Here is a 20,528-nt window from a genome sequence, read left to right as displayed (position 1 = left end):
GACGAGCAATCCGTGCTCGTCGTGGTCATCGGCGTCCTGGCCTCGACCATGAGCGTTCCGGGGCCGCGTCTTCGCAGGTCACCCGCGTGGGCGATCCCGTACCGCCCTGTTCCGGACATTCACCCGGTGGCGCCCGGGCTCTGGCCGGGCGTGCGTCAGGCCGGGGTGTCGAGGTACACGGGCACCGAGGGCGGCGCCTGGCGCAGCGCCTGCGCGGCGCGGTGGTGGCGCCGGCTCAGCTCCGCGGCCTCCGCCAACCGGCGCCCGACGTCGATCTGGCGGTCCAGCAGGGTGCGGGCGCGGTCCGCGAGGGCGAGCGGCAGGGGGCCCAGGCCCGAGGGCGGGGACCAGGGGTCGCGCGGGGGCGCCTCGGCGATGCGGTCGAGCGCGAGCATGGCCTCGGCCTGCGCGACGTCCATCTCGAGCGTCGCGAGCGCCGCCTCCCACGCGGCGTCCCACCCGGGCGCCGGACGGGTGGCCGGCGGGGCCTGGGCGATCATGTCAGCCGACGCCGAGCTCGCCGAGCGAGCCGCCGGCGGCCGCCGTCGCGAAGGGGTTGCGCGCGGGGGACGCCGCGACGGCGGGCTCGAGCGTCCCGCCGAGCTGCGCCGCGGCCTGGTGCCAGGCGTCGGCCAGCGGCTCCACGAGGGCGCGGCAGGCCGCGGTGCGATCGGCGTCGCCCGAGACGTTGGCGGAGACCAGCTCCGTCAGGAGGAACGTGTAGATCGAGAGCAGCTGCTGGGCGCCGTCCCACGCGGAGACGTCGAGCGTCGAGGCGAGCTCGCCGACGATGTCCTGCGCGTGCGTGAGGTGGGTGCCGGCCGCTCCGCGGTTGCCCGCCCGCTGCTCGTGCTCGGCACGCTGGAGGTCCAGCACCAGGCGGTCGTAGAGCATCGTCAGCAGCTTGGCCGGCGAGGCCGTGGCGACGGTGTCGTCCACGTAGCGGGTGCGCACGGCGGCGTAGTTCATGGCAGAGCTCCTCAGGAGCCGTAGGTCGGGAGGGAGGCAAGCTGACCGGCGAGCCAGCTCGACTGGGACTGCATCTTGTTCAGGGTCACCTCGAGCGCCGCGTACGTCCGTGAGAGCGACTGACGGCGCACCTCCAGGCGGCGGTCCCAGCCCTCGATCTGGCTTCCCATGTCCTTGACCAGGCCTTCCTGGCTCTGGATCTTGAGCGTGAGGCTGCCCTCGTACTTGTCGGAGGTCGCACCGGCGACGTCCGCAACCCGCGCAGCGAGCTGGCTGACCATCGACTGAACCTTGGCCGGATCCGCCGCGAGTGCCTCGCCGAAGACCTTCTCGTCGAACGTGAAGGTGCCGTCGCGGCCGATGACGATGCCGACCTCGGACGGCGAGCGGCCGTCGACGGGCAGGGACATGGCGGTCGTGAGCTGCTGCTGGATGCCGCGAACCGCGCTGTCGGCGCTGAAGAGGCCGCCCGTGACCGACGTGGTGCCGTCGGCGTTGGTCTTGGTCGTGGTCGCGGTCCGGGACGTGATCTCGGACAGGACGACGCCCATCGCGCCCACCAGGCCCGAGGCGAGCTTGGTGAGGGCGGCGTCGTCGCGACCGACGGTGATGGTCGTCTGCTCCTCGTCGGCCGCCGTGGCCTTCGAGACGGTCACGTCGACGCCGGCCATGAGACCGGAGAAGGTGTTGGAGGACTGGCTGTAGGTCTGCTCCAGACCCGCCACGCCCTTCCAGAGCGTCACCTGGGCGTTCTCCGCGGCACGGACCTGCACCTCGAGGAGCGAGGGTGCCGTGCCCGCCGCAACCTCGGACCCGGCGCCGGCGAAGAGCTCGAAGGAGCCGTCCTCGCCCGTCTGCGTCCCCGTGAGCTGGAGGCGGTACGTCGGCTCCGTCCCGTTCGAGACTCGCACGACGGTCGCCTTGACGCCCGCGTCGGGGGAGTCGTTGAGGGCCTTGGCGAGGTCGCTCAGGCTGCCCGTCCTTGCCTCGACGGTGACGAGCGTCCCGTCCTTCTTCCTGATCGTGAGCGCCGGCGGGTCGGACGTGACGAACGAGCCGTCGTCCCGTGTGGCTGCACTGACGCTCACCTGCGTCGTCGCGATCCTGTCGACATGAAAGGTCACCGTGCCGGGCTGTGCGGTGCTGCCGGCGACGGCGGTCGTGCCCGTCGCCGAGCTGGTCGCGGAGTAGGCGTTCCACGACTCGACCTTGGCGGTGTTCCGGGCAGCCTCGGCGAGGGAGGCGATGCGGGTGTTGAGCCCTTGCAGGCCCGCCACGAGCGACTGCGACTGCGACTGCTTCGACTTCAGCAGCGTCTGAGGCATCGCCTCGACCTGCATCAGCTGGTTGATGAGGTCGGTCGTGTTGAGGCCGGAGGCGAGTCCGTCGACACCCATTCCGGCCACGACTCACTCCTTCCTGATCAGGCCGCCTCGTGTTCGCAAGGCGGAACGGCTCCGGCCGACGGCGGGGTGACGTCGTCATCCCGCCGTCGGCCGGTGGTGCACTGACGTGCTGGTCGTACCGAGCTGGCTCAGGTGCCGCCGGAGCGGCCCGGATCAGCGCAGGAGCGAGAGGACGCCCTGGGGGATCTGGTTGGCCTGCGCGAGCATCGACGTGCCGGCCTGCGACAGGATCTGGGCCCGCGTGAACGAGACCATCTCCGACGCCATGTCGGTGTCGCGGATGCGGGACTCCGACGCGGACAGGTTCTCCACCGCGACGTTGATGTTCTTGATGGTGTGCTCGAACCGGTTCTGGACCGAACCGAAGCCGGCACGAGCGGACGAGACGGAGCTGATCGCCGTGTCGATCGCGGCGATCGACAGCGCGGCGTTCTCCGCCGTGTCGAAGGTCAGGTTACCGATGGTGGTGCCAAGACCCGAGATGTCCGCGAGGTCGACCTCGATCTGGTTGGTGGCGGCGTCCGCGCCGGCCCCGACCTGGAACGTCATCGTGCCGCCCTTGAGCAGCTCGGCGCCGTTGAAGTTCGTGGAGTCGGCGATCCGGGTCAGCTCCAGCGAGAGGCTGTCCGACTCGGCCTTGATGTTGGTGCGGGCAGCCTCGTTGTTCGAGTCGTTACCGGCCTGCACGGCCAGGTCGCGCTGGCGCTGCAGGATGGCGTGGACCTCGGTCATGGCGCCTTCTGCGGTCTGCACGACCGAGATGCCGTCCTGGGCGTTGCGGGCGGCGACCTTGAGGCCACCGACCTGCGAGCGCAGGCCCTCGGAGATCGCCAGGCCGGCCGCGTCGTCCGCAGCGCGGTTGATGCGGAAGCCGGACGAGAGCTTCTCGAGCGACTTGCTCAGGTCGTTCTGCGTGTTGGACAGGTTGCGGTAGCTGTTGACCGCCGCGATGTTCTGGTTGATCGAGAGACCCATGAGAATCCTCCTTGAGACGGGTCGGACGTCGCCGCCCATCCATGGGCGAGCACCCGACTGATCGGCGGTGCCCGACGGGCGATGAGGTTTCCGCCGGATCTTTTTTTCGAGTGCCCGGGAGCCCGGCTCAGCCGACGGCGAGCGCGTGCCGGCGCGACGCGGCGACGTCGTGCGCGCCGTCGTGCGGACGCGGGACGACCTTCACCGTGCTCGCGTGCGCGGCACCGGCGGCCCGCGCCGCGACGTCCGCGTAGTACGCCTGGCGCCGGCGCTCCGCGACGCCGTCGGGCCGGTCCGCCTGCTGGACCAGCGCGGGGTCGAGGCTCGCGTTCATGCCGTCGCGCAGCATCTGCAGGGCAGCCGTGCGCAGCTGGCTGATCCGGGACTGCGTGACGCCGAGCTCCTCGGCGAGCTCCACGACGGGGCGGTCGTGGAAGAACAGCTCCTCCACGACGTACCGCATGCGCTCGGGCAGGGCCTCGACGCCGGCGTGCAGGTACTGCAGGCGCTCGGCGGCGAGCAGGCTCTCCTCCGGGCCGGCGCCGACGGCGACGACCTGGTCGGCGACGACGCCGTCGAACGCGTCGATGCTCACGACGCGCACGTCGGCGTCGCTGCGCGCGGCGTCGACCTCGTCGACCGTCATCCCGGTCGCCTCGGCGACCTCGGTGCGGGACGGTGCGCGGCCCAGCGTGGCGGTCAGGTCGTCGACGACCTCGCCGAGGCGGCGGGCCCGGCGGCGGGCGCCGCGCGAGACCCAGTCCATGCCGCGGAGCTCGTCGATCAGCGCGCCCTTGATGCGCAGCGAGGCGTAGCGCGAGAAGGGGACGCCGGTGCTGGCGTCGTAGGCCTTCGCGGCCTTGACCAGCGCGAACGCTCCGGCGGACGCGAGGTCCGAGCGCGACACGTACGACGGCACGCGGCTGAGGGTGGCGTTGACGTGGTAGCCGACGAGCGGGAGGTTCTCGACGATGAGAGCCGCGTCGGCCTGGTCTGCGATGGTCACCGGGTGGTTCTCGGGACCGGCATGATCACCCTTGAGGAGTCGTCGCGGGTGAAAGCCCTTTCCCCAGGGTTGTCCACATGCCGGGACCCTGTGTTGGCGCTCACATTGCCCGGTTACGTCCCAGGACGAACCGGACGCGGACGCCCATGTCCGACCCGGTTGTGTGACGTGCGTCACATTTGGCCGCCGATGCTCAGATGGCCCAACGGAAAGGGTCACACAGGGCGCCGTCCGGCCGATCATCCGGTCAGGACAGCGGCTCCCGCTGCCCGTCGACGTGACCGCACGGAAGAAGGACTGACCTCATGGCCCTCAACGCGCTCTCCGCGGTGCTGTGGCACGAGCGCCAGCTCCTCGAGCTCCTGCTGTTCAAGCTGGAGGAAGAGCAGCTGGTGCTCAGCAGCGGCCGCACGCAGTGGCTGGGCCACGCGACGCGCGAGGTCGAGTCGGTCCTCGCCCAGATCCGCACGGCCGAGCTGGGCCGGTCCGCCGAGGCCGACGCCGCCGCCCGCGAGCTGGGCCGGACCGAGGGAGCGAGCCTCCTCGAGCTCGCGCGGCACGCGCCGTCCCCCTGGGACGAGCTCCTCGCCGAGCACCACGCGGCCTTCGTCTCCCTCACGGACCAGATCAACGGCCTCGCCGAGAGCAACCGCGACCTGCTCGCGACCTCCCACCGGGCCACGCAGGAGACGCTGATGAGCCTGCAGGAGAGCGTCCAGACCTACGACCCCCGCGGCGCGGCCGCGACGACCACGGGCAGCGTGCTGCTCGACCAGGCGCTGTGAGCACGTTCTCGGGGCTCGGGACCGCCCTCTCGTCCCTCATCGCCCAGCGCCAGGCGCTCGAGGTCGCCGGCCAGAACATGGCGAACGCGAACACCGCCGGCTACACGCGTCAGCGCACCACGACGGAGTCGGTCAGCGCGCTGTCCGCGCCGTCGATGTTCTCCACGCCGCAGGGCGCGGGCAACGGCGTGCGCGTCACGGGCATCACGCGCATGGACGACGCCTTCCTCGACGCCCGCCTGCGCGCGACGACGTCGAGCGCCTCCTTCCAGAACACCCGCGCGGCGGCCCTCGGCCGGCTCGAGGCCAGCGTCACCGAGCCCGGCACGACGGGACCGGCCGCCGCGCTGAGTGCCTTCTGGGCCGCGTGGCAGGGCGTCGGCAACAACGCGAACGACCCGGCGGCCCGCGAGGTCCTCCTCGGCGACGCCCGCGCCCTGGTCACGCAGGTCTCCGACGGCTACCGCGCCGTGCAGACGCAGTGGACCCAGACCCGCACCCAGGCGGAGGCCCTGGTCGCCGACGTGAACACGACGGCCACGGCGATCGCCGAGCTCAACGACTCCATCCGCTCGGTGCTCGTCGCGGGCGGCTCGGCCAACGAGCTCATGGACCGGCGCGACCAGCTGGTCACGACGCTCTCGGGGCTCGTGGGCGCCACGGGCCGCGAGCGCGCGGACGGGACCATGGACGTCGTCGTCGGCGGCAACATGCTGGTCCGCGGCACCACTGCCACGAGCCTGGTCCTGACCGGATCGCGCGAGATGGCCGGCGGCATCGGCCAGCCGCCCTCGACTCCCGATCCCGTGGCGGTCCGCTGGGCCGACGGCACGCCGCTGCCCCTGGAGGGCGGCGCGATCGCCGGGCACCTCGCGACCCTGGCGCCGGCGTCCTCCGGCGGCCTGCTCGCCGACGCCGCGAACGCGTGGGACGACGTCGCGCGCACGCTCCACGACGCCGTCAACGCGATCCACGCCGGCGCGCAGACCCCCGCGGGAGCCGCGGGCGGCGACTTCTTCACGCTCGGCGCCGGTCAGCCGGCCGCGCTCGGGCTCTCGCTCGCGGTGACCGACGCCGGCCAGATCGCGGCGGGCGACGCCGGCAAGGGTGCCTTCGACGGCTCGGTCGCCGACCGCATCTCGCAGCTCGCCACGGCGTCGGACGGCCCGGACGCGAGCTGGCGTGCGTGGGTCGTGGACCTCGGGGTCACGAGCCGGTCCGCCGCGCAGCGCGCCGCCGTCACCGAGACGACCCGCGCGACCGCCGAGAATCTCCAGCTCTCGCAGGCCAGCGTCGACCTCGACGAGGAGTCGGTGAACATGCTCGCGTTCCAGCGGGCCTACGAGGGGGCCGCCCGCGTCCTCACGGCGATCGACGAGATGCTCGACGTGCTCATCAACCGCACCGGCGTGGTGGGGAGGTAGACGTGATCAACCGCGTGACGCACCAGACCGTGCAGCGCTCGACGCTCGCGAACCTGCAGGTCAACCTGTCCAGGATGGCCGACCTGCAGGGCCGCATGTCCGGCGGCAAGGTCATCACCAAGCCGTCGGACGACCCCGGCGGCACCGGCCAGGCGATGCAGCTGCGCGCCGAGCGCCGTGCCGCCGAGCAGCACGCCCGCAACGCGGACGACGCCGTCGCCTGGCTCACGACCGTCGACTCCGCGCTGCAGACCTCGGTCGCCTCGCTCCGCAAGGCGCGCGACCTCACGGTCCAGGGCGCCAGCAGCGGCACCCTCAACGCCATCTCCCGCGAGGCCATCGCGGTCGAGCTCGAGGGCATCCGGGACGGCCTGCTCAGCCAGGCGAACACGCGGTACAACGGCCGCTCGGTCTTCGCCGGGACCTCGGACCGGCCGCAGGCGTTCACCGAGGGCTCCTACGCATGGCAGGGCACCACCGACGGGACGGTCCAGCGCCGCCTCGGACCCGAGTCGCTCGTGCGCGCGGACCATGACGGTTCCCAGGCCTTCGGCGACGGCGCCGACTCCGTGTTCGCGCTCATCGACTCGATCGTCGCGGATCTCCGCGCGGGCGTGGAGGTCGGGCCCCGGCTCGGCGAGATCGACCAGCGGATGACCACCATGCTGGGCGAGCTCGCCGGGGTCGGCACCCGCCACAACGCCGCCCTGACCGCGCAGACGTCGCTGCAGAAGGTCGACGCCGACCTCAAGAGCCAGCTGTCCGCGATCGAGGACATCGACCTCGCCGAGGTCATCGTCGAGCTGCAGATGCAGGAGGTCGCCTACCAGGGCGCCCTCGGCGCCGCCGCCCGCGTCCTGCAGCCCAGCCTGATGGAGTTCCTGCGATGACCGTGACCGTGACCGACACCGCGACGCCCCCGCACGCCCGGACCGTCGCCGACGTCCTCGACTTCGCCACGCCGCCGCCGGGCCTGCGGGACCTGCGCACCTTCTCGCTCGCGGCGGTCGACGACACCGGCTACCTCTTCACGCTGCGCAGCACGCAGGAGCCCGACGTCCGGCTCTTCCTCGTGCCGCCGCGCGCGTACTTCCCGGACTACGCGCCCGAGCTGGACGGCTCGACGCGCGAGACCCTCGGCACCGACGACGCCGTCCTGCTGGTCGTCGTCCACCCGGGCCAGGGCGACGCGCCGCCGACCGCGAACCTCCTCGCGCCGGTCGCCGTCAACGCCTCGACCGGGACGGCCCTGCAGGTGGTGCTCGACGACGACAGGTGGCCCCTGCGCGCGCCGCTGACGGCGGCGTGACGGTGGCGGCCGCGGCGCCGGCTGAGGCGCGGCCCCAGGGCCCCACGATCCACCGTGACCCGGTCACGACGCTCGACGGCCGCGTCGTCGGGTACGTCGTCTCCGTCGCGCCGGCACCCCCGGTCGTGCCGGCGCAGCGCGGGCCCGAGACCGAGGCGGAGCACCCCGACGCGCACGACCACTACCTCGCCCTGCACCTGCCCGACGTCGTCGCGGACCGCTACGCGTTCCTGCCCGCCACGCCGGCCATGCTCGACGGGCACCTGCCCGCGCCGTCGGCCCCCGGCCGCCTCGTGCTCGAGCTGCCGCTCGGCTTCGAGGACCGGGACGACGCCCGCGAGCGCACGGCCGTGCTGCGCGCCCTGGGCGTCGACCTCGCGCTGACCGGCTACCGCGGGCTGCCCGCGCAGGACGCGCTGCTCGGCTCCGTCGGCTACGCCGTCGTCGACCGGCGGACCGCGCTCCCCCTGTCGGTGCTCGTCCACCGGCTGCACCGGGCCGGCGTGCGAGCGCTGGCGCCGGACGTGCACGACGACGCCGCGGTGCGTGAGTGCCGCGCGGCCGGTGTCGACGCCCTCTACGGCGGCCACGCCGTGCGGGCCCAGGCCGAGCCGCCGCCGCCGGAGCGCGTGCTGCGCGCCGGCGAGCTCCAGTGCCTGGCCCTGCTCCACCTGCTTCAGCAGCCGGAGACCCCCATGGCGGAGGTCGCGCAGGTCGTCGACACGGACCCCGTGCTCACGCTGCGCCTGCTCCACCTCGTGAACAGCGGCGCGTTCTCGCTCGCGGCGCCGGTCGACACCGCACACCAGGCGGTGGTCCTGCTCGGGGCCCGCGAGGTCACCACCCTCGTCTCGGGCCTCCTCCTCGGCGCCCGGCCGGGGGCGATGGACAGCCTGTGGTTCATCCTCGCCCGCGCGCTGACGTGCGAGACGCTCACGGGCGACCCTGCGGGCTACACGGTCGGCATGCTCACCGCGCTCGCCGGCCAGATCGCCGTCCCCGTCGACGTGCTGCTCGACAAGGTCGGCGTGTCCGAGGTCGTGCGTGGTGCGGTTCGCGGCGAGGGCGCGCTCGGCGCCGCCCTCGTCGCCGTGCGGGCCCACGAGCGCAAGGACTCCACCGGGGTGCTCACGGCCGGGATGCTCCCCGCCGAGGTCTCCGCCGCCTACATGCGGTGCCTGGCCGAGGCGCTCGCCACGGCACGGGCGATCGGCGGCGAGCTGGCCGACGACCCGCTGGCACCGGTCCGCCGCTAGCGCGCGTCAGTCGTCGGCTCCGGACGTGGAGTCCGACGCCGCCTGCTCGAGGCCGGCGGCGAAGACCGCCGGGTCCTGCGCGCCGGAGACCCCGTAGCGCCCGTCCAGGACGAAGAACGGCACGCCGGTGATGCCGTACACCCGGGCCTGCGCGACGTCGGCGGCCACCGCGTCGGCGTAGGTGCCGGCCTCGAGCGCGGCCACGACCTCGTCGCGGTCCAGGCCCACGTCGGCGGCCAGGTCGGCGAGGTCCTCGGTCCGGCCGACGTGCCGGCCCTCCGTGAAGTACGCGCGGAAGAGCCGCTCGACCATCTCGGCCTGACGCCCGTGCGCGTGCGCGAGGTGGATCAGCTCGTGCGCCGTGAGCGTCTTCGTGTGCCGGACGCGCGCGAAGTCCATGGTCAGGCCCGCGTCGGCCGCCAGCTCCGCGACCTGCGCCTGCATCTGCACCGCCTGCGCCATCGGCACGCCCTTGTGGCGGGCGAGGAAGTCCGCCGCGGTGCCGTCGAAGTCCACGGGCGTGTCCGGGGACAGCTCGAACGAGTGGTGCGTGAGGCGGACCTCGGGCACGGCACGGCCCTCGGCGGCGCGCGCCCCGGCGAACCGGCGCACCCCCTCCGCGAAGCGGCGGGTGCCCAGGTAGCACCAGGGGCACGCGACGTCGGACCAGACGTCGACGGCCAGGACGTCGGGTGCGCCGGTCGCGCCGGGGGCGCCGGTCGCGTCGGTCACGCGGTCAGGCGCGGCTCTCGCGCATCGGCAGCGCGAACGCGCCGCCCGCGAGGACCATGCCGCCGGTGAAGAGCCACGGCGACTCGTCGTCGATGCCGACGCCCATGAGGTAGAACCCGCCGAGCAGGGCCACGAAGGTCACCAGGAACATCACCACCCGCGAGGGTGCGGGGTGGGTGGTGAAGGGGTCCGGGTCGTCCCGGCGCTCGTCGCGCGCATCCATGGTGGCTCCTCTCGGCACGTCTGCGACGACCGTACCGACCCACGGCCCGCACCGCCGAACCGGCCCGCGCGACGACCCGACCACACCCGACCGTCCTCAGGCCCGCGGCCTGCGCCGCTCCGCACCCTCTGGCCGGTGGGGGCGGTCCGTGGCGCCGGACGGGAACCTCCCGCGCGTGCGCGCCGTTCGGGAGGCAGGTGCAGGACGACGAGCGGGGGATCTCATGGGTGGTCGGCCGAGCAAGGGCGCGGTCGTGGAGGGCGTCGTCGCGGGGACGGTGGCAGCGCTCTGGTACGCGCTGCCGGACGTCGTCCGCTCGCGGGGACGTCGCGTCGTGCTCAAGACGGCCCTCGTGGCCGCCGGTGGCGCGTACGGGGTCGCGCTGGCCCGGCGCGAGCGGCAGGAGGCCGACGGCGCGGCGGACGAGGCCACGGCGGACACCGCGACCACGCCCGAGGAGGCCGCGCTCGCTCGCATCCGAGCCCTGACCTCGACCGTCCCGGTCCTCGACGCCGGCGCCGCGGGTCCCCCGCCGCCCCCGGACCGCACCCGGGTGCTCCTCATCGGCGCCGCCGTCCTGGCCGGCACCGTGGCGACGGTGGCCGGCACCGTCGCCCTCGAGCGGGCGATCTACCGCTGGGGCGAGCGGCGCCGCGCACGCGGCGTCCGGCTGCCGCACACGCAGACCGGGCTGGTGGCGGGCCTGCTCCTGGGCCTGTCCTCGCTCGCCGCGCCGGCGAGCGAGGCCCGTTCCGGTGTCACGCGCGGATGACCCGCACGGAATGACGACCTGCTCCCTGATCGCGCAAGGCAATGGATGGTCAAACAAGCCCATCTAGCACGCCAGCGTGCCACTTCTCGGGCCACGGGCCCACCAACGAGACAACCCCCGGCCGGACCTGGGTCCGATCGGGGGTTGTCCGAACTTCGGCTCCTTGATCATCCAAGGGGCCCACTGTGCGCGAGGGGGGACTTGAACCCCCACGTCCTTTCGGACACTGGCACCTGAAGCCAGCGCGTCTGCCATTTCGCCACTCGCGCGCCGAAGCAGGCTAGCACGATCAGGGCGGGCCCCCGGACCGGCCCGGGCCGGGTGACGCGGCGCCAGGCGGTCGCGCCGCGCCGGCGCGCGTGCGCTGCGCGGACCCCGGCCAACGCCCCGCCCGCGCGCCGCACGCGCCGTCGCGGCCGAACGGCGCCGTCGGCGGATACGATCGGCAGCGGACCTCTGGGGCGGTCCGTCGGCCCCCCGTCGGCGCACCCCCCGATGACGAGGCCGTCCGCGGGTCAGCCCGGTGCTGGTCCGCCGCCGACGGGAGGAGGTGGCATGGGAGTTCTCGACAGGTTCGAGAAGGGCGTCGAACGCGTCGTGAGCAGCGCGTTCGCCAAGGCCTTCAAGAGCGAGGTCAAGCCGGTCGAGCTGGCGAGCGCCCTGCGCCGCGAGGTCGACGACCGCGCCGCCGTCGTCGGTCGCGACCGCACGGTCGTGCCCAACGAGTTCACGATCGAGCTCTCCCCCGCCGACCACGACCACGTGCAGGACTGGGGGGCGGAGCCGCTCGCGGACGAGCTCGCGGCCAACGTCACCGAGTACGCGACGCAGCAGCGCTACGCGTTCGTCGGGCCGGTGACCGTCGCGTTCGTCGAGGACGACGAGCTCGAGACCGGCCGGTTCCAGGTCCGCAGCGCCACCGTGCGCGGCGCCGTCGCCCCGGCCGCGTCCGTCGCCGCCAGCCCGCGCCACCCGCTGGTGGACATCGACGGCCAGCGGTACCTCCTCACCGGTCCCGTGACCGTCATCGGGCGCGGCAGCGAGGCGGACATCATCGTGGACGACCCGGGCATCTCCCGGCGTCACCTCGAGATCCGCGTCACGCCCGACGGCGTCGTCGCGTCCGACCTCGGCTCGACCAACGGCACGTTCGTGGAGGGGCACCAGGTCCCCGCGGCCACGCTCGTCGACGGCAACACCATCACGATCGGCCGCACCCGGATCCTGTTCTGGACGGGTGCGGACGAGGACGAGGACGGGTGACCGCCGGGCATGAGTGAGCTCACGATCACCCTGCTGCGGCTGGGCTACCTGGTGCTGCTCTGGGTGTTCGTCCTCGCGGCGATCGGCGTGCTGCGCCGCGACCTGTACGGCACGCGCATCGTCAACCGGCGCCTGCGCCGCGGCACCGCGGCGGTCGCGCCGCGACCCGCGCCGGCCGTCGCGACCGACGCCAAGGCCGCCCCGTTCCCGCGGCGTGAGGTCACTCCGCGCCGGCTCGTCGTCACGGCCGGACCGCTGCGCGGCACGACGCTGCCGCTCGGCTCGTCGGCGATCCTCATCGGCCGCGCGCCGTCGTGCACGCTCGTGCTCGACGACGACTACTCCTCCTCGCGGCACGCCCGCGTCTTTCCCCAGGACGGCGAGTGGTGGGTCGAGGACCTCGGGTCCACGAACGGCACGTTCCTGGGCCGCGAGAAGGTCACCGCGCCCACGCCCGTCCGCGCCGGTGCGCAGATCAAGGTCGGGCAGTCCATCCTCGAGCTGCAGCGGTAGGCGCCCGTGACCATCGCCCTGCGGTACGCCGCCCGTTCCGACGTCGGCCTCGTGCGCGCCAACAACCAGGACTCCGCGTACGCCGGTCCGCGCCTGCTCGCGGTCGCCGACGGCATGGGCGGGCACGCCGGCGGCGACGTCGCCTCGTCGGTCGCCGTCGCCCACCTCGCGCCGCTCGACGACGAGGCGCACGGGCCCGACGACGCCCTCGCCGAGCTCAGCCAGGCGCTCACCACGGCGCACGACGAGCTGCTCGCGCGCGCCGAGGAGAACCCCGAGCTCGCCGGCCTCGGCACCACGGTCACGGCCCTGCTGCGCTCGGGCAACAAGCTGGCCATGGCCCACATCGGCGACTCGCGCGCCTACCTGCTGCGCGACGGCGAGCTCACGCAGGTCACGACCGACCACTCCTTCGTGCAGCACCTGGTCAACACCGGCAAGATCACCGCGGAGGAGGCCGAGCGCCACCCCCAGCGGTCCGTCCTCCTGCGCGTCCTCGGCGACTTCGACATGGAGATCGTCCCCGACATGTCGGTGCGCGAGGCGCGCGTCGGCGACCGGTGGCTGCTCTGCTCCGACGGCCTCTCCGGCGTCGTCAGCGCGGACACCCTCGCCGAGACCATGCGCACGGTGACCGACGTCGACGCGTGCGCCGACCAGCTCGTCCAGCTCGCGCTGCGCGGCGGCGCGCCGGACAACGTCACGGTCGTCCTGGGCGACGTCGTCGAGGTCGACACCCTTCCCGACGGGTCGGGGCCGGGCACCGGGACGCACGTCGTCGGCGCCGCCGCGCTGGACCGCAACCGGCCCACCATGGGCGGCACGGGCGCCGCCGCCCGCGCGGCCGAGCACGCCGCCCGGGCGCGCGCCGAGCAGGAGGCCGCCGAGCCGTCCCCGCCCCCCGCCGACGAGGAGGAGGACGACGAGCGCCCGGTTCGCCGACGCCGGCGCATCGTCGCCGCCGCGGTCGTCGTCGTGCTCCTGGCGCTCATCGGCACGGCCGGCTGGCTCGGGTACCGCTGGACGCAGGACCAGTACTACGTGGGCATCGACGACGGCCGGGTCGCCGTCTTCCGCGGTATCCCCCAGACGATCGGCCCGATCCCGCTGTCCTCCGTCGTGGAGACGACCCCCACGCGCGTCGCCGACCTGCCGGGCTTCATGCAGGACCGCCTCGAGCAGACGATCCCCGCGGAGACCCTCACCGCCGCCCGCGAGCGCGCCGAGGACCTCGGGTCCGAGGCGGACGAGACGTCGTGACGGTTCGACCGTCCCGCGCACGGGGGGTGTCGTGATGGCGACGGTCGCACCCCACCGCGTGCGTCCCGGGCGCACCATGGAGCTCGGGCTCCTCGCGATCGCCCTCGCGATCGGCGTCAGCGCGTACGCGCTGGTCGGCACCGCGACGACGGGCACCCTGCCGGCGGACATCTTCGGCTACAGCGCGGGCCTCGTGGGCCTCTCGCTCGGCCTGCACCTGGTGATGCGGTGGCGCGCCCCGTACGCGGACCCGGTCATCCTCCCGGTCGCGGTCGCGCTCAACGGCATCGGGCTCGCGATGATCTACCGGATCGACGTCGCGGAGAGCGTCGGCGGCCAGCAGTCCACGTTCGCGGAGCGGCAGCTCGCCTGGACCGCGCTGGGCATGGTCCTGGCCGCCGTCGTCGTCGCGCTGCTGCGCGACCACCGCACGCTGCGCCGGTACACCTACACGGCGATGGTCGTGGGTCTCGTGCTCCTCGTGCTGCCGCTGATCCCCGGGCTCGGGGCGCTGGTCAACGGCGCGCGCATCTGGATCCGCATCGGCGGGTACTCGTTCCAGCCTGCCGAGTTCGCCAAGATCGCCCTGGCCGTCTTCTTCGCGGGCTACCTGGTCACGACGCGCGACACCCTGGCCCTGGCCGGGCCGAAGGTGCTGGGCCTGCAGCTGCCCCGCCCGCGCGACCTCGGCCCGATCCTCCTCGCGTGGGCGGCGTCGCTGGCGGTCCTCGTCTTCCAGCGGGACCTCGGCACCTCGCTGCTCTTCTTCGGGCTGTTCGTCGCCATGCTGTACCTGGCGACCGAGCGGCTGAGCTGGGTCGTCATCGGCCTCGGCCTGTTCCTCGGCGGGGCGGCGCTCGCCGCGAGCACCTTCAGCCACGTCGGCGCCCGCTTCGAGGCCTGGCTCAACGCCTTCGACGACGACGTCTTCTACGCCTCGCCCGGCGGCTCCGGACAGCTGGTGTACGGCCTGTACGGCATGGCGAATGGCGGGCTGTTCGGGACCGGCTGGGGCCAGGGGCGCCCGGACCTGGTGCCGTACGCGGAGTCCGACTTCATCATCGCCTCGCTCGGGGAGGAGCTCGGCCTCACCGGCCTGCTCGCGATCCTCGTGCTGTACCTCGTGCTCGCGGAGCGCGGCCTGCGGACGGCGATCGGCGTGCGCGACGGCTTCGGCAAGCTCTTCGCGGGCGGCATGGCGTTCGTCGTCGCATTCCAGTGCTTCGTGGTCGTCGGCGGCGTCACCCGGCTCATCCCGCTGACCGGCCTGACCATGCCGTTCCTCGCCTACGGCGGCTCGTCCCTGCTCGCCAACTGGGTCATCGCGGCGCTCCTGCTGCGCATCTCCGACAGCGCCCGCCGCCCCGCTCCCCCGCCGGGCGCGCCCGAGGTCGCGTCGTCAGCGGACCACGGCGGGTCCGGCGGGTCCGCGTCCGGCGACGACCGCCAGGCCACCGAGGTCATCCACCTCGAAGGAGGCCGCGCGTGAACACGCCCCTGCGCCGCCTGGCCTCCGTCGTCATCGTGATGTTCATGGCCCTCATGGCCGGCAGCACCGCCGTGCAGTACTTCCAGGCGGGGACGCTCAACAACGACCCGCGCAACGTGCGCACCCTGTACCGCGAGTACGGGCACCCGCGCGGGCCGATCGTCGTGGGCGGCGAGGCGATCGCCGTCTCCACCCCCGTGGACGACCCGTTCGGGTACCAGCGGAGCTACCCCTACGGCGAGCTCTACGGGCACGTCACCGGCTACTACTCGATCGTCTTCGGCCGCAGCGCGATCGAGCGCGCGATGAACACCGAGCTCAACGGGACCGCCGACTCGCTGTTCTACTCGCGCATCCAGGACCTCGTCACGGGGCGCCAGCCCCAGGGCGCGATCGTCGAGCTGACGATCGACCCCGCCGTCCAGCAGGCCGCCTGGGACGCCCTCGGCGACCAGCGCGGCGCCGTCATCGCCCTGGATCCGAGCACCGGCGCGATCCTGGCCATGGTGTCCAAGCCGTCCTACGACCCCAACGTCCTGGCCAGCCACGACACCCGCGCGGTCAACGAGGCCTGGCAGGCGCTGGAGGCGGCCGAGGGTGACCCGCTCGCCAACCGGGCGATCGCCGGCAACACGTACCCACCCGGCTCGACGTTCAAGCTCGTCACCGCGGCGGCCGCGCTCGAGGGCGGCCTGACCCCGGCGTCCGAGATCGCGGCCCCCGTCGAGCTGGACCTGCCGGAGACGACGGCGACCCTGCGCAACTTCGGCAGCAGCGCGTGCAGCCCCACCGGCACGACGACGCTGGCCGACGCGCTGCGGATCTCCTGCAACACGGCCTTCGGCCAGCTCGGGCTCGACCTGGGCCAGGACGCGCTGCGCGAGCAGGCCGACGCGTTCGGCTTCGACACGCCCCTCGACGTGCCGATGAGGGTGGCGGAGAGCCACTTCCCCGACCAGCTCGACGCGCCGCAGACGGCTCTCTCGGCGATCGGGCAGTACGAGGTGCGCGTGACCCCGCTGGAGGTGGCGATGATCTCGGCGGCCGTCGCCAACGACGGCGAGCAGATGCGGCCGTACCTGGTGCGCTCGGTGCGCAGCCAGGACCTCACGGTGGTGGAGGAGACCAGGCCGACGGAGCTCGCGCGCCCCGTGAGCGCGGCGACGGCCGCGTCCCTGCGGGACATGATGGTCGGCGTCGTCGAGAGCGGCACGGGCACGGCGGCCCGGATCCCGGGCGTGCAGGTCGCCGGCAAGACCGGCACGGCGCAGACGACGGAGGAGGCCGCGCCGCACGCCTGGTTCACCGCGTTCGCGCCGGCCGACGCGCCGCAGGTCGCCGTCGCCGTCGTCGTGGAGCACGGCGGTGCCATGGGCAGCGAGGCGACGGGCGGCGCCGTGGCGGCGCCCATCGCCCGCGCGGTGATCCAGGCGGTGCTCGCCCGGTGAAGCCCGCCGTCGCCGTCGCCCTGGGAGGGCGCTACCGCCTGGTCTCGCGCATCGCCGTGGGCGGCATGGGCGAGGTCTGGGTCGGGCACGACGAGGCCCTCGCGCGCGACGTGGCCGTCAAGGTGCTGCGCGAGGAGTTCGCGGGCGACGCCGGCTTCCTCGAGCGGTTCCGCACGGAGGCCCGCAACAGCGCCCAGCTCTCCCACCCCAACATCGCCCAGCTCTACGACTACGGCGAGCAGGACGGGTCGGGCTTCCTGGTCATGGAGCTCGTGCTCGGCGAGCCCATGTCGGACCTGCTCGACCGCCAGCCGGTGCTGCCCACCCGGCGGCTGCTGCCGATCCTCGCGCAGACGGCGCGAGCGCTGCACGCCGCGCACGTCGCCGGCGTCGTGCACCGGGACGTCAAGCCGGGCAACATCCTGCTCGCCCGCTCGGGCCGCGTGAAGATCACCGACTTCGGCATCTCGACCGCGAGCAACCAGATCCCGATGACGGCCTCGGGCATGGTCATGGGCACCGCGCAGTACCTCTCGCCGGAGCAGGCGATCGGGCGCGCCGCCACGCCCGCCTCGGACGTGTACTCGCTCGGGATCGTCGCCTACGAGGCGCTCGTCGGGAACCGGCCCTTCACCGGGCCCACCGCGGTCGACATCGCCATCGCGCACGTCAACACGCCGGTGCCGCCGCTGCCCGGCGACATCGACCCGGAGCTGTCCGCCCTGGTCATGCGGATGCTGGCCAAGGAGCCCGAGGCCCGGCCGCGCTCGGCCGCGTCGCTCGCCCGGATGCTCGACGGCATGCTGGACCGGACCCCTCCCGGGGGCGTCCCGATGGCGGCGTACGGCCGGCACGCGCGCACCGTCGACCTCATGGACGCCGCCGAGCTGGCCGACACGCCGACGCGGCCCACCCGGGTGCCCGGCCGCGCGGCGGAGCCCGCGTCGCCGAGCGTGCCGTCCGGGCCCTCCGTGGTCGACGCCCCGGTGATCGCGCCCGCGCAGGCCGGGCCGCCACCCGCGCTCCCGGCCCAGGCCGCTCCCCCGCCCGTGCTGCCGCCGCAGGCCGGGCCGCCAACCGTCTCGCCGCCGCAGCCCGGCCCACCGCCGGCCGCGGCCCCCGCACCGGACGCGCCCCGGACGCTGCCGCCGCGCACGGTGCCCGCGGCCCCCGCGCAGCGGCCCGAGGCCGCGGCGTGGGAGCGTGCGGCCGAGGCCGTCGCCGAGGCGCTCACGGCGGACGAGGACGCCAGCCACCCGCGGGTGTTCGCGGCGCCCCGTGCCGTGCCGCCCGCCCCGGGTCGCCCGGCACGGGGACCGTCCGGTCCCCCGCGCACCTCCACGACGACCGGCAAGCGCTGGGGACGGGTGTCGCGCCCGCTCGTCGCGCTGGTCCTCGTGGTGCTCTTCGCGGTCCTCGGCGCCGTCTTCGCGGACCGGGTGTGGGGCGCGCCGGCCGCCGGCGGCCTCGGCCAGGGTGCCCCCGCCGTCGTGGCGTCCGGCACGGACGCCACGGGACGTGGGATGCTGCCGCTGCGTACCCTGGACGCCGCAGCGCCCGCGAGCGCTGACCCAGAGCACGGCGCCCGACCGGGCGCGCACCAGGGCGGCGCGGCGAACCGCGCACCGCAGACGACGACAGCGAGGAACCTGTAGTGGTGGACGACGCACCCCGAATCCTCGGCGGCCGCTACGAGGTCGGCGAGCTCATCGGGCGCGGCGGGATGGCCGAGGTCCACATCGGCCACGACACGCGCCTGGGCCGCACGGTCGCGATCAAGATCCTCCGCTCGGACCTCGCGCGCGACCCGTCCTTCCAGGCCCGCTTCCGCCGGGAGGCGCAGGCGGCTGCCTCGCTCAACCACCCGGCGATCGTCGCCGTCTACGACACCGGCGAGGACATCTTCACCGAGCCCGGCGGCGCCGTCTCGCACGTGCCGTTCATCGTCATGGAGTACGTCGAGGGCCACACGGTCCGCGACATCCTGCGGGACGGCACGGCCGTGCCGATCGAGGAGGCCGTCGAGATCACCGCCGGCGTGCTCTCGGCGCTCGAGTACTCCCACCACGCCGGCATCGTGCACCGCGACATCAAGCCCGCGAACGTCATGCTGACGCCCACCGGCGCGGTCAAGGTCATGGACTTCGGCATCGCCCGCGCGATGGCCGACTCCGCCGGGACGATGACGCAGACGCAGGCCGTCATCGGGACGGCCCAGTACCTCTCCCCCGAGCAGGCTCGCGGCGAGCAGGTCGACTCCCGCAGCGACCTGTACTCGACCGGCTGCCTGCTGTTCGAGCTGCTGACGGGCCGCCCGCCCTTCATCGGCGACTCGCCGGTGGCCGTGGCCTACCAGCACGCGCGCGAGCAGGCGCCGCCGCCCAGCACGTTCGCGTCCGACATCCCGGAGGCGCTGGACCGCATCACGTCCAAGGCCCTCGCCAAGGACCGGGACCAGCGCTACAGCTCCGCGGCCGAGTTCCGTGCGGACCTCGAGTCGGCCCTGCGGGGCGGGCACGTCAACGCACCCGCGGTCGGCGCCCTCGCCGCCGGGGCCCTCGCTGGGGCCGCGGCGACCGAGGTGCTGCGCCCCAGCCCGCAGACCGCCGCGACCCAGGTGATGGGTGCCGGCGCGGGTGCCACGCAGGCGCTGCCGCCGACCGGGGCCGCGCCCTGGTCCCAGGTCGGGGGTGCCGGCACGGGCACCACGACCAGGACGACGCAGGGCACGGACCCCGACGAGGACGAGGCGCCCAGGCGGCGCTGGATCCTGTGGGTCCTCATCGGCGTCGCCCTCGCGGCCGTGATCGGCATCGCGATCGTGCTGACCCAGGGCGGCGGCGAGGAGGAACCGGTGCTCGTCACCGTCCCCAACGTCGTGGGGATGGACGAGGCGCAGGCGCGCGCAGCCATCACCGACCTCGGCCTGGAGTTCGAGCGCGTCAGCGAGCCGAGCCTCGAGGTGCAGGCCGGCTTCGTCATCAGCACGGACCCCGGCGCCGACGAGCAGGTCGACGAGGGAGCCACCGTGCAGGTCGTGGTCTCGGAGGGCGCCGAGGCGGTCGAGATCCCCGACATGTCGAACTACACGCAGCAGCAGGCCCGCGCGGAGCTCGAGCGGCTCGGCTTCACGGACATCTCGGTGTCGACCGAGGACAGCCCGGACGTCGACAAGGACCGGGTGATCCGCACGGACCCCGCCGCGGGGACCGCCGTGGACCCCACCGCCACCCCCGTGACGCTCGTGCTGTCCACGGGCCTCGTCCAGCTGCCGAACCTCCTCGACCCGCCCCGCACGCTCGAGCAGGCGCGCGGCGAGCTCGTCGCCCTCGGCCTCATCCCCTCGATCAGCGAGGAGGCGACAGGCGACGCGCCCCCCGGGACGGTCATCGCACAGAGCCGCACGCCGGGCCCCGTGCCGCAGGGCTCGGAGGTCGGCATCACGGTCGCGACCGCGCCGGTCATCGAGAAGGTCTCCGTGCCGGACGTGACGGGCAAGCGCTACGACGAGGCGGCGGCGCAGCTCGGCGCCGCGGGCCTCAACTCCGTCGCCGGCGAGGCCGTCTTCGACGCCACGCAGCCGGAGGGCCGCGTCGTGCGCACGGAGCCCGCAGCAGGGACCTCGGTGGACGAAGGATCGACGGTGACGGTCATCCTGTCCAAGGGCAAGGAGCCGGCCCCCGACGACGACGCGTAGC

General features: G+C 74.0%; 20 protein-coding genes and 1 tRNA gene. 13 read left to right on the top strand and 8 right to left on the bottom strand.

What is annotated here, in order from left to right; genetic code table 11:
• Positions 1–155 precede the first annotated feature (155 nt).
• The 5 genes from H2O74_RS00220 to H2O74_RS00200 form a co-directional block, all read right to left on the bottom strand.
• The gene (locus H2O74_RS00220; protein ID WP_182112589.1) at positions 156–500 is read right to left on the bottom strand and encodes a hypothetical protein; all 345 of its coding nucleotides are present in this window, start codon (positions 498–500) and stop codon (positions 156–158) included.
• A 1-nt stretch (position 501) separates the two neighbouring features.
• Positions 502–969, bottom strand: a complete 468-nt coding sequence (fliS, locus tag H2O74_RS00215) for a flagellar export chaperone FliS (protein ID WP_182112588.1) — start codon at positions 967–969, stop codon at positions 502–504.
• Positions 970–980: 11 nt separating this feature from the next.
• Entirely contained in the window at positions 981–2,366 is a 1,386-nt protein-coding gene (gene fliD / locus H2O74_RS00210; RefSeq protein WP_182113952.1) for a flagellar filament capping protein FliD, read from the bottom strand.
• Positions 2,367–2,528: 162 nt separating this feature from the next.
• Positions 2,529–3,350 carry a flagellin gene (locus H2O74_RS00205; protein WP_182112587.1) on the bottom strand — a complete coding sequence of 274 codons (822 nt, stop codon included), beginning with the start codon at positions 3,348–3,350 and terminating at the stop codon, positions 2,529–2,531.
• A 127-nt stretch (positions 3,351–3,477) separates the two neighbouring features.
• The gene (locus H2O74_RS00200; protein WP_255491697.1) at positions 3,478–4,356 is read right to left on the bottom strand and encodes a sigma-70 family RNA polymerase sigma factor; all 879 of its coding nucleotides are present in this window, start codon (positions 4,354–4,356) and stop codon (positions 3,478–3,480) included.
• Positions 4,357–4,661: 305 nt separating this feature from the next.
• Here H2O74_RS00200 and flgN point away from each other — a divergent pair, with 305 nt between their 5' ends.
• From flgN to H2O74_RS00175, 5 genes are read left to right on the top strand one after another with little or no spacing between them, the layout of a single operon-like run.
• Positions 4,662–5,141, top strand: coding sequence for a flagellar export chaperone FlgN (gene flgN / locus H2O74_RS00195; RefSeq protein ID WP_182112585.1), 480 nt, complete (start codon positions 4,662–4,664; stop codon positions 5,139–5,141).
• Positions 5,138–6,565: a flagellar hook-associated protein FlgK gene (flgK, locus tag H2O74_RS00190; protein ID WP_182112584.1), complete on the top strand. Its 1,428-nt coding sequence runs from the start codon at positions 5,138–5,140 to the stop codon at positions 6,563–6,565. The genes flgN and flgK overlap by 4 nt, the downstream gene beginning before the upstream one ends.
• A gap of 2 nt (positions 6,566–6,567) precedes the next feature.
• Positions 6,568–7,455, top strand: coding sequence for a flagellar hook-associated protein FlgL (gene flgL / locus H2O74_RS00185; protein ID WP_182112583.1), 888 nt, complete (start codon positions 6,568–6,570; stop codon positions 7,453–7,455).
• The gene (gene fliW, locus H2O74_RS00180) at positions 7,452–7,874 is read left to right on the top strand and encodes a flagellar assembly protein FliW (protein WP_182112582.1); all 423 of its coding nucleotides are present in this window, start codon (positions 7,452–7,454) and stop codon (positions 7,872–7,874) included. Before flgL ends, fliW begins: the two co-directional genes overlap by 4 nt.
• On the top strand, positions 7,841–9,130 hold the full coding sequence (locus tag H2O74_RS00175) for an HDOD domain-containing protein (RefSeq protein WP_182112581.1): 1,290 nt from the start codon (positions 7,841–7,843) through the stop codon (positions 9,128–9,130). The genes fliW and H2O74_RS00175 overlap by 34 nt, the downstream gene beginning before the upstream one ends.
• A 6-nt stretch (positions 9,131–9,136) precedes the next feature.
• On the opposite strand, the gene H2O74_RS00170 is transcribed toward H2O74_RS00175, so the two are convergent.
• Together H2O74_RS00170 and H2O74_RS00165 are read right to left on the bottom strand one after the other, a co-directional pair.
• Complete coding sequence (locus tag H2O74_RS00170) at positions 9,137–9,862, bottom strand: DsbA family protein (protein ID WP_182112580.1); 726 nt, start codon at positions 9,860–9,862, stop codon at positions 9,137–9,139.
• 4 nt (positions 9,863–9,866) lie between these two features.
• On the bottom strand, positions 9,867–10,085 hold the full coding sequence (locus tag H2O74_RS00165; protein WP_182112579.1) for a hypothetical protein: 219 nt from the start codon (positions 10,083–10,085) through the stop codon (positions 9,867–9,869).
• 223 nt (positions 10,086–10,308) lie between these two features.
• Between H2O74_RS00165 and H2O74_RS00160 the strand changes: the two genes are divergently transcribed.
• Positions 10,309–10,857 (top strand): hypothetical protein, encoded by a 549-nt coding sequence (locus tag H2O74_RS00160; RefSeq protein ID WP_182112578.1) that lies wholly within the window; start codon positions 10,309–10,311, stop codon positions 10,855–10,857.
• Positions 10,858–11,043: 186 nt separating this feature from the next.
• Here the strand turns inward: H2O74_RS00160 and H2O74_RS00155 are convergent.
• Positions 11,044–11,126, bottom strand: a tRNA-Leu gene (locus tag H2O74_RS00155).
• Positions 11,127–11,412: 286 nt separating this feature from the next.
• On the opposite strand from H2O74_RS00155, the gene H2O74_RS00150 reads away from it, so the two are divergent.
• The 7 genes from H2O74_RS00150 to pknB are packed head-to-tail and all read left to right on the top strand — an operon-like array spanning position 11,413 to position 20,527.
• A complete protein-coding gene (locus H2O74_RS00150) occupies positions 11,413–12,120 on the top strand; it encodes a DUF3662 and FHA domain-containing protein (RefSeq protein WP_182112577.1) in 708 nt (235 codons plus the stop codon).
• 9 nt (positions 12,121–12,129) lie between these two features.
• Entirely contained in the window at positions 12,130–12,633 is a 504-nt protein-coding gene (locus H2O74_RS00145) for an FHA domain-containing protein (protein WP_182112576.1), read from the top strand.
• Positions 12,634–12,639: 6 nt separating this feature from the next.
• Positions 12,640–13,893 (top strand): PP2C family serine/threonine-protein phosphatase, encoded by a 1,254-nt coding sequence (locus H2O74_RS00140; RefSeq protein ID WP_182112575.1) that lies wholly within the window; start codon positions 12,640–12,642, stop codon positions 13,891–13,893.
• Between the two features lie 34 nt (positions 13,894–13,927).
• Positions 13,928–15,382 carry an FtsW/RodA/SpoVE family cell cycle protein gene (locus tag H2O74_RS00135; RefSeq protein WP_182112574.1) on the top strand — a complete coding sequence of 485 codons (1,455 nt, stop codon included), beginning with the start codon at positions 13,928–13,930 and terminating at the stop codon, positions 15,380–15,382.
• The gene (locus H2O74_RS00130) at positions 15,379–16,830 is read left to right on the top strand and encodes a penicillin-binding protein 2 (RefSeq protein ID WP_182112573.1); all 1,452 of its coding nucleotides are present in this window, start codon (positions 15,379–15,381) and stop codon (positions 16,828–16,830) included. Before H2O74_RS00135 ends, H2O74_RS00130 begins: the two co-directional genes overlap by 4 nt.
• Positions 16,827–18,485 carry a serine/threonine-protein kinase gene (locus tag H2O74_RS00125; RefSeq protein WP_182112572.1) on the top strand — a complete coding sequence of 553 codons (1,659 nt, stop codon included), beginning with the start codon at positions 16,827–16,829 and terminating at the stop codon, positions 18,483–18,485. Before H2O74_RS00130 ends, H2O74_RS00125 begins: the two co-directional genes overlap by 4 nt.
• Positions 18,485–20,527: a Stk1 family PASTA domain-containing Ser/Thr kinase gene (gene pknB / locus H2O74_RS00120; RefSeq protein WP_182112571.1), complete on the top strand. Its 2,043-nt coding sequence runs from the start codon at positions 18,485–18,487 to the stop codon at positions 20,525–20,527. The genes H2O74_RS00125 and pknB overlap by 1 nt, the downstream gene beginning before the upstream one ends.
• Position 20,528 lies beyond the last annotated feature (1 nt).

It is taken from the genome of Actinotalea sp. JY-7876 (genome assembly GCF_014042015.1).
In the GTDB taxonomy this organism is placed as follows: Bacteria; Actinomycetota; Actinomycetes; order Actinomycetales; family Cellulomonadaceae; genus Actinotalea.
This window is presented reverse-complemented; position numbering and strand designations above follow the sequence as displayed.

Excerpts from the sequence above, each read along its gene's own strand:
- H2O74_RS00220 (WP_182112589.1), bottom strand. The coding sequence starts at position 500 with ATGATCGCCCAGGCCCCGCCGGCCACCCGTCCGGCGCCCGGGTGGGAC.
- fliS (WP_182112588.1), bottom strand. The coding sequence starts at position 969 with ATGAACTACGCCGCCGTGCGCACCCGCTACGTGGACGACACCGTCGCC.
- fliD (WP_182113952.1), bottom strand. The coding sequence starts at position 2,366 with ATGGGTGTCGACGGACTCGCCTCCGGCCTCAACACGACCGACCTCATC.
- H2O74_RS00205 (WP_182112587.1), bottom strand. The coding sequence starts at position 3,350 with ATGGGTCTCTCGATCAACCAGAACATCGCGGCGGTCAACAGCTACCGC.
- flgN (WP_182112585.1), top strand. The coding sequence starts at position 4,662 with ATGGCCCTCAACGCGCTCTCCGCGGTGCTGTGGCACGAGCGCCAGCTC.
- fliW (WP_182112582.1), top strand. The coding sequence starts at position 7,452 with ATGACCGTGACCGTGACCGACACCGCGACGCCCCCGCACGCCCGGACC.
- H2O74_RS00165 (WP_182112579.1), bottom strand. The coding sequence starts at position 10,085 with ATGGATGCGCGCGACGAGCGCCGGGACGACCCGGACCCCTTCACCACC.
- H2O74_RS00160 (WP_182112578.1), top strand. The coding sequence starts at position 10,309 with ATGGGTGGTCGGCCGAGCAAGGGCGCGGTCGTGGAGGGCGTCGTCGCG.
- H2O74_RS00150 (WP_182112577.1), top strand. The coding sequence starts at position 11,413 with ATGGGAGTTCTCGACAGGTTCGAGAAGGGCGTCGAACGCGTCGTGAGC.
- H2O74_RS00145 (WP_182112576.1), top strand. The coding sequence starts at position 12,130 with ATGAGTGAGCTCACGATCACCCTGCTGCGGCTGGGCTACCTGGTGCTG.
- H2O74_RS00135 (WP_182112574.1), top strand. The coding sequence starts at position 13,928 with ATGGCGACGGTCGCACCCCACCGCGTGCGTCCCGGGCGCACCATGGAG.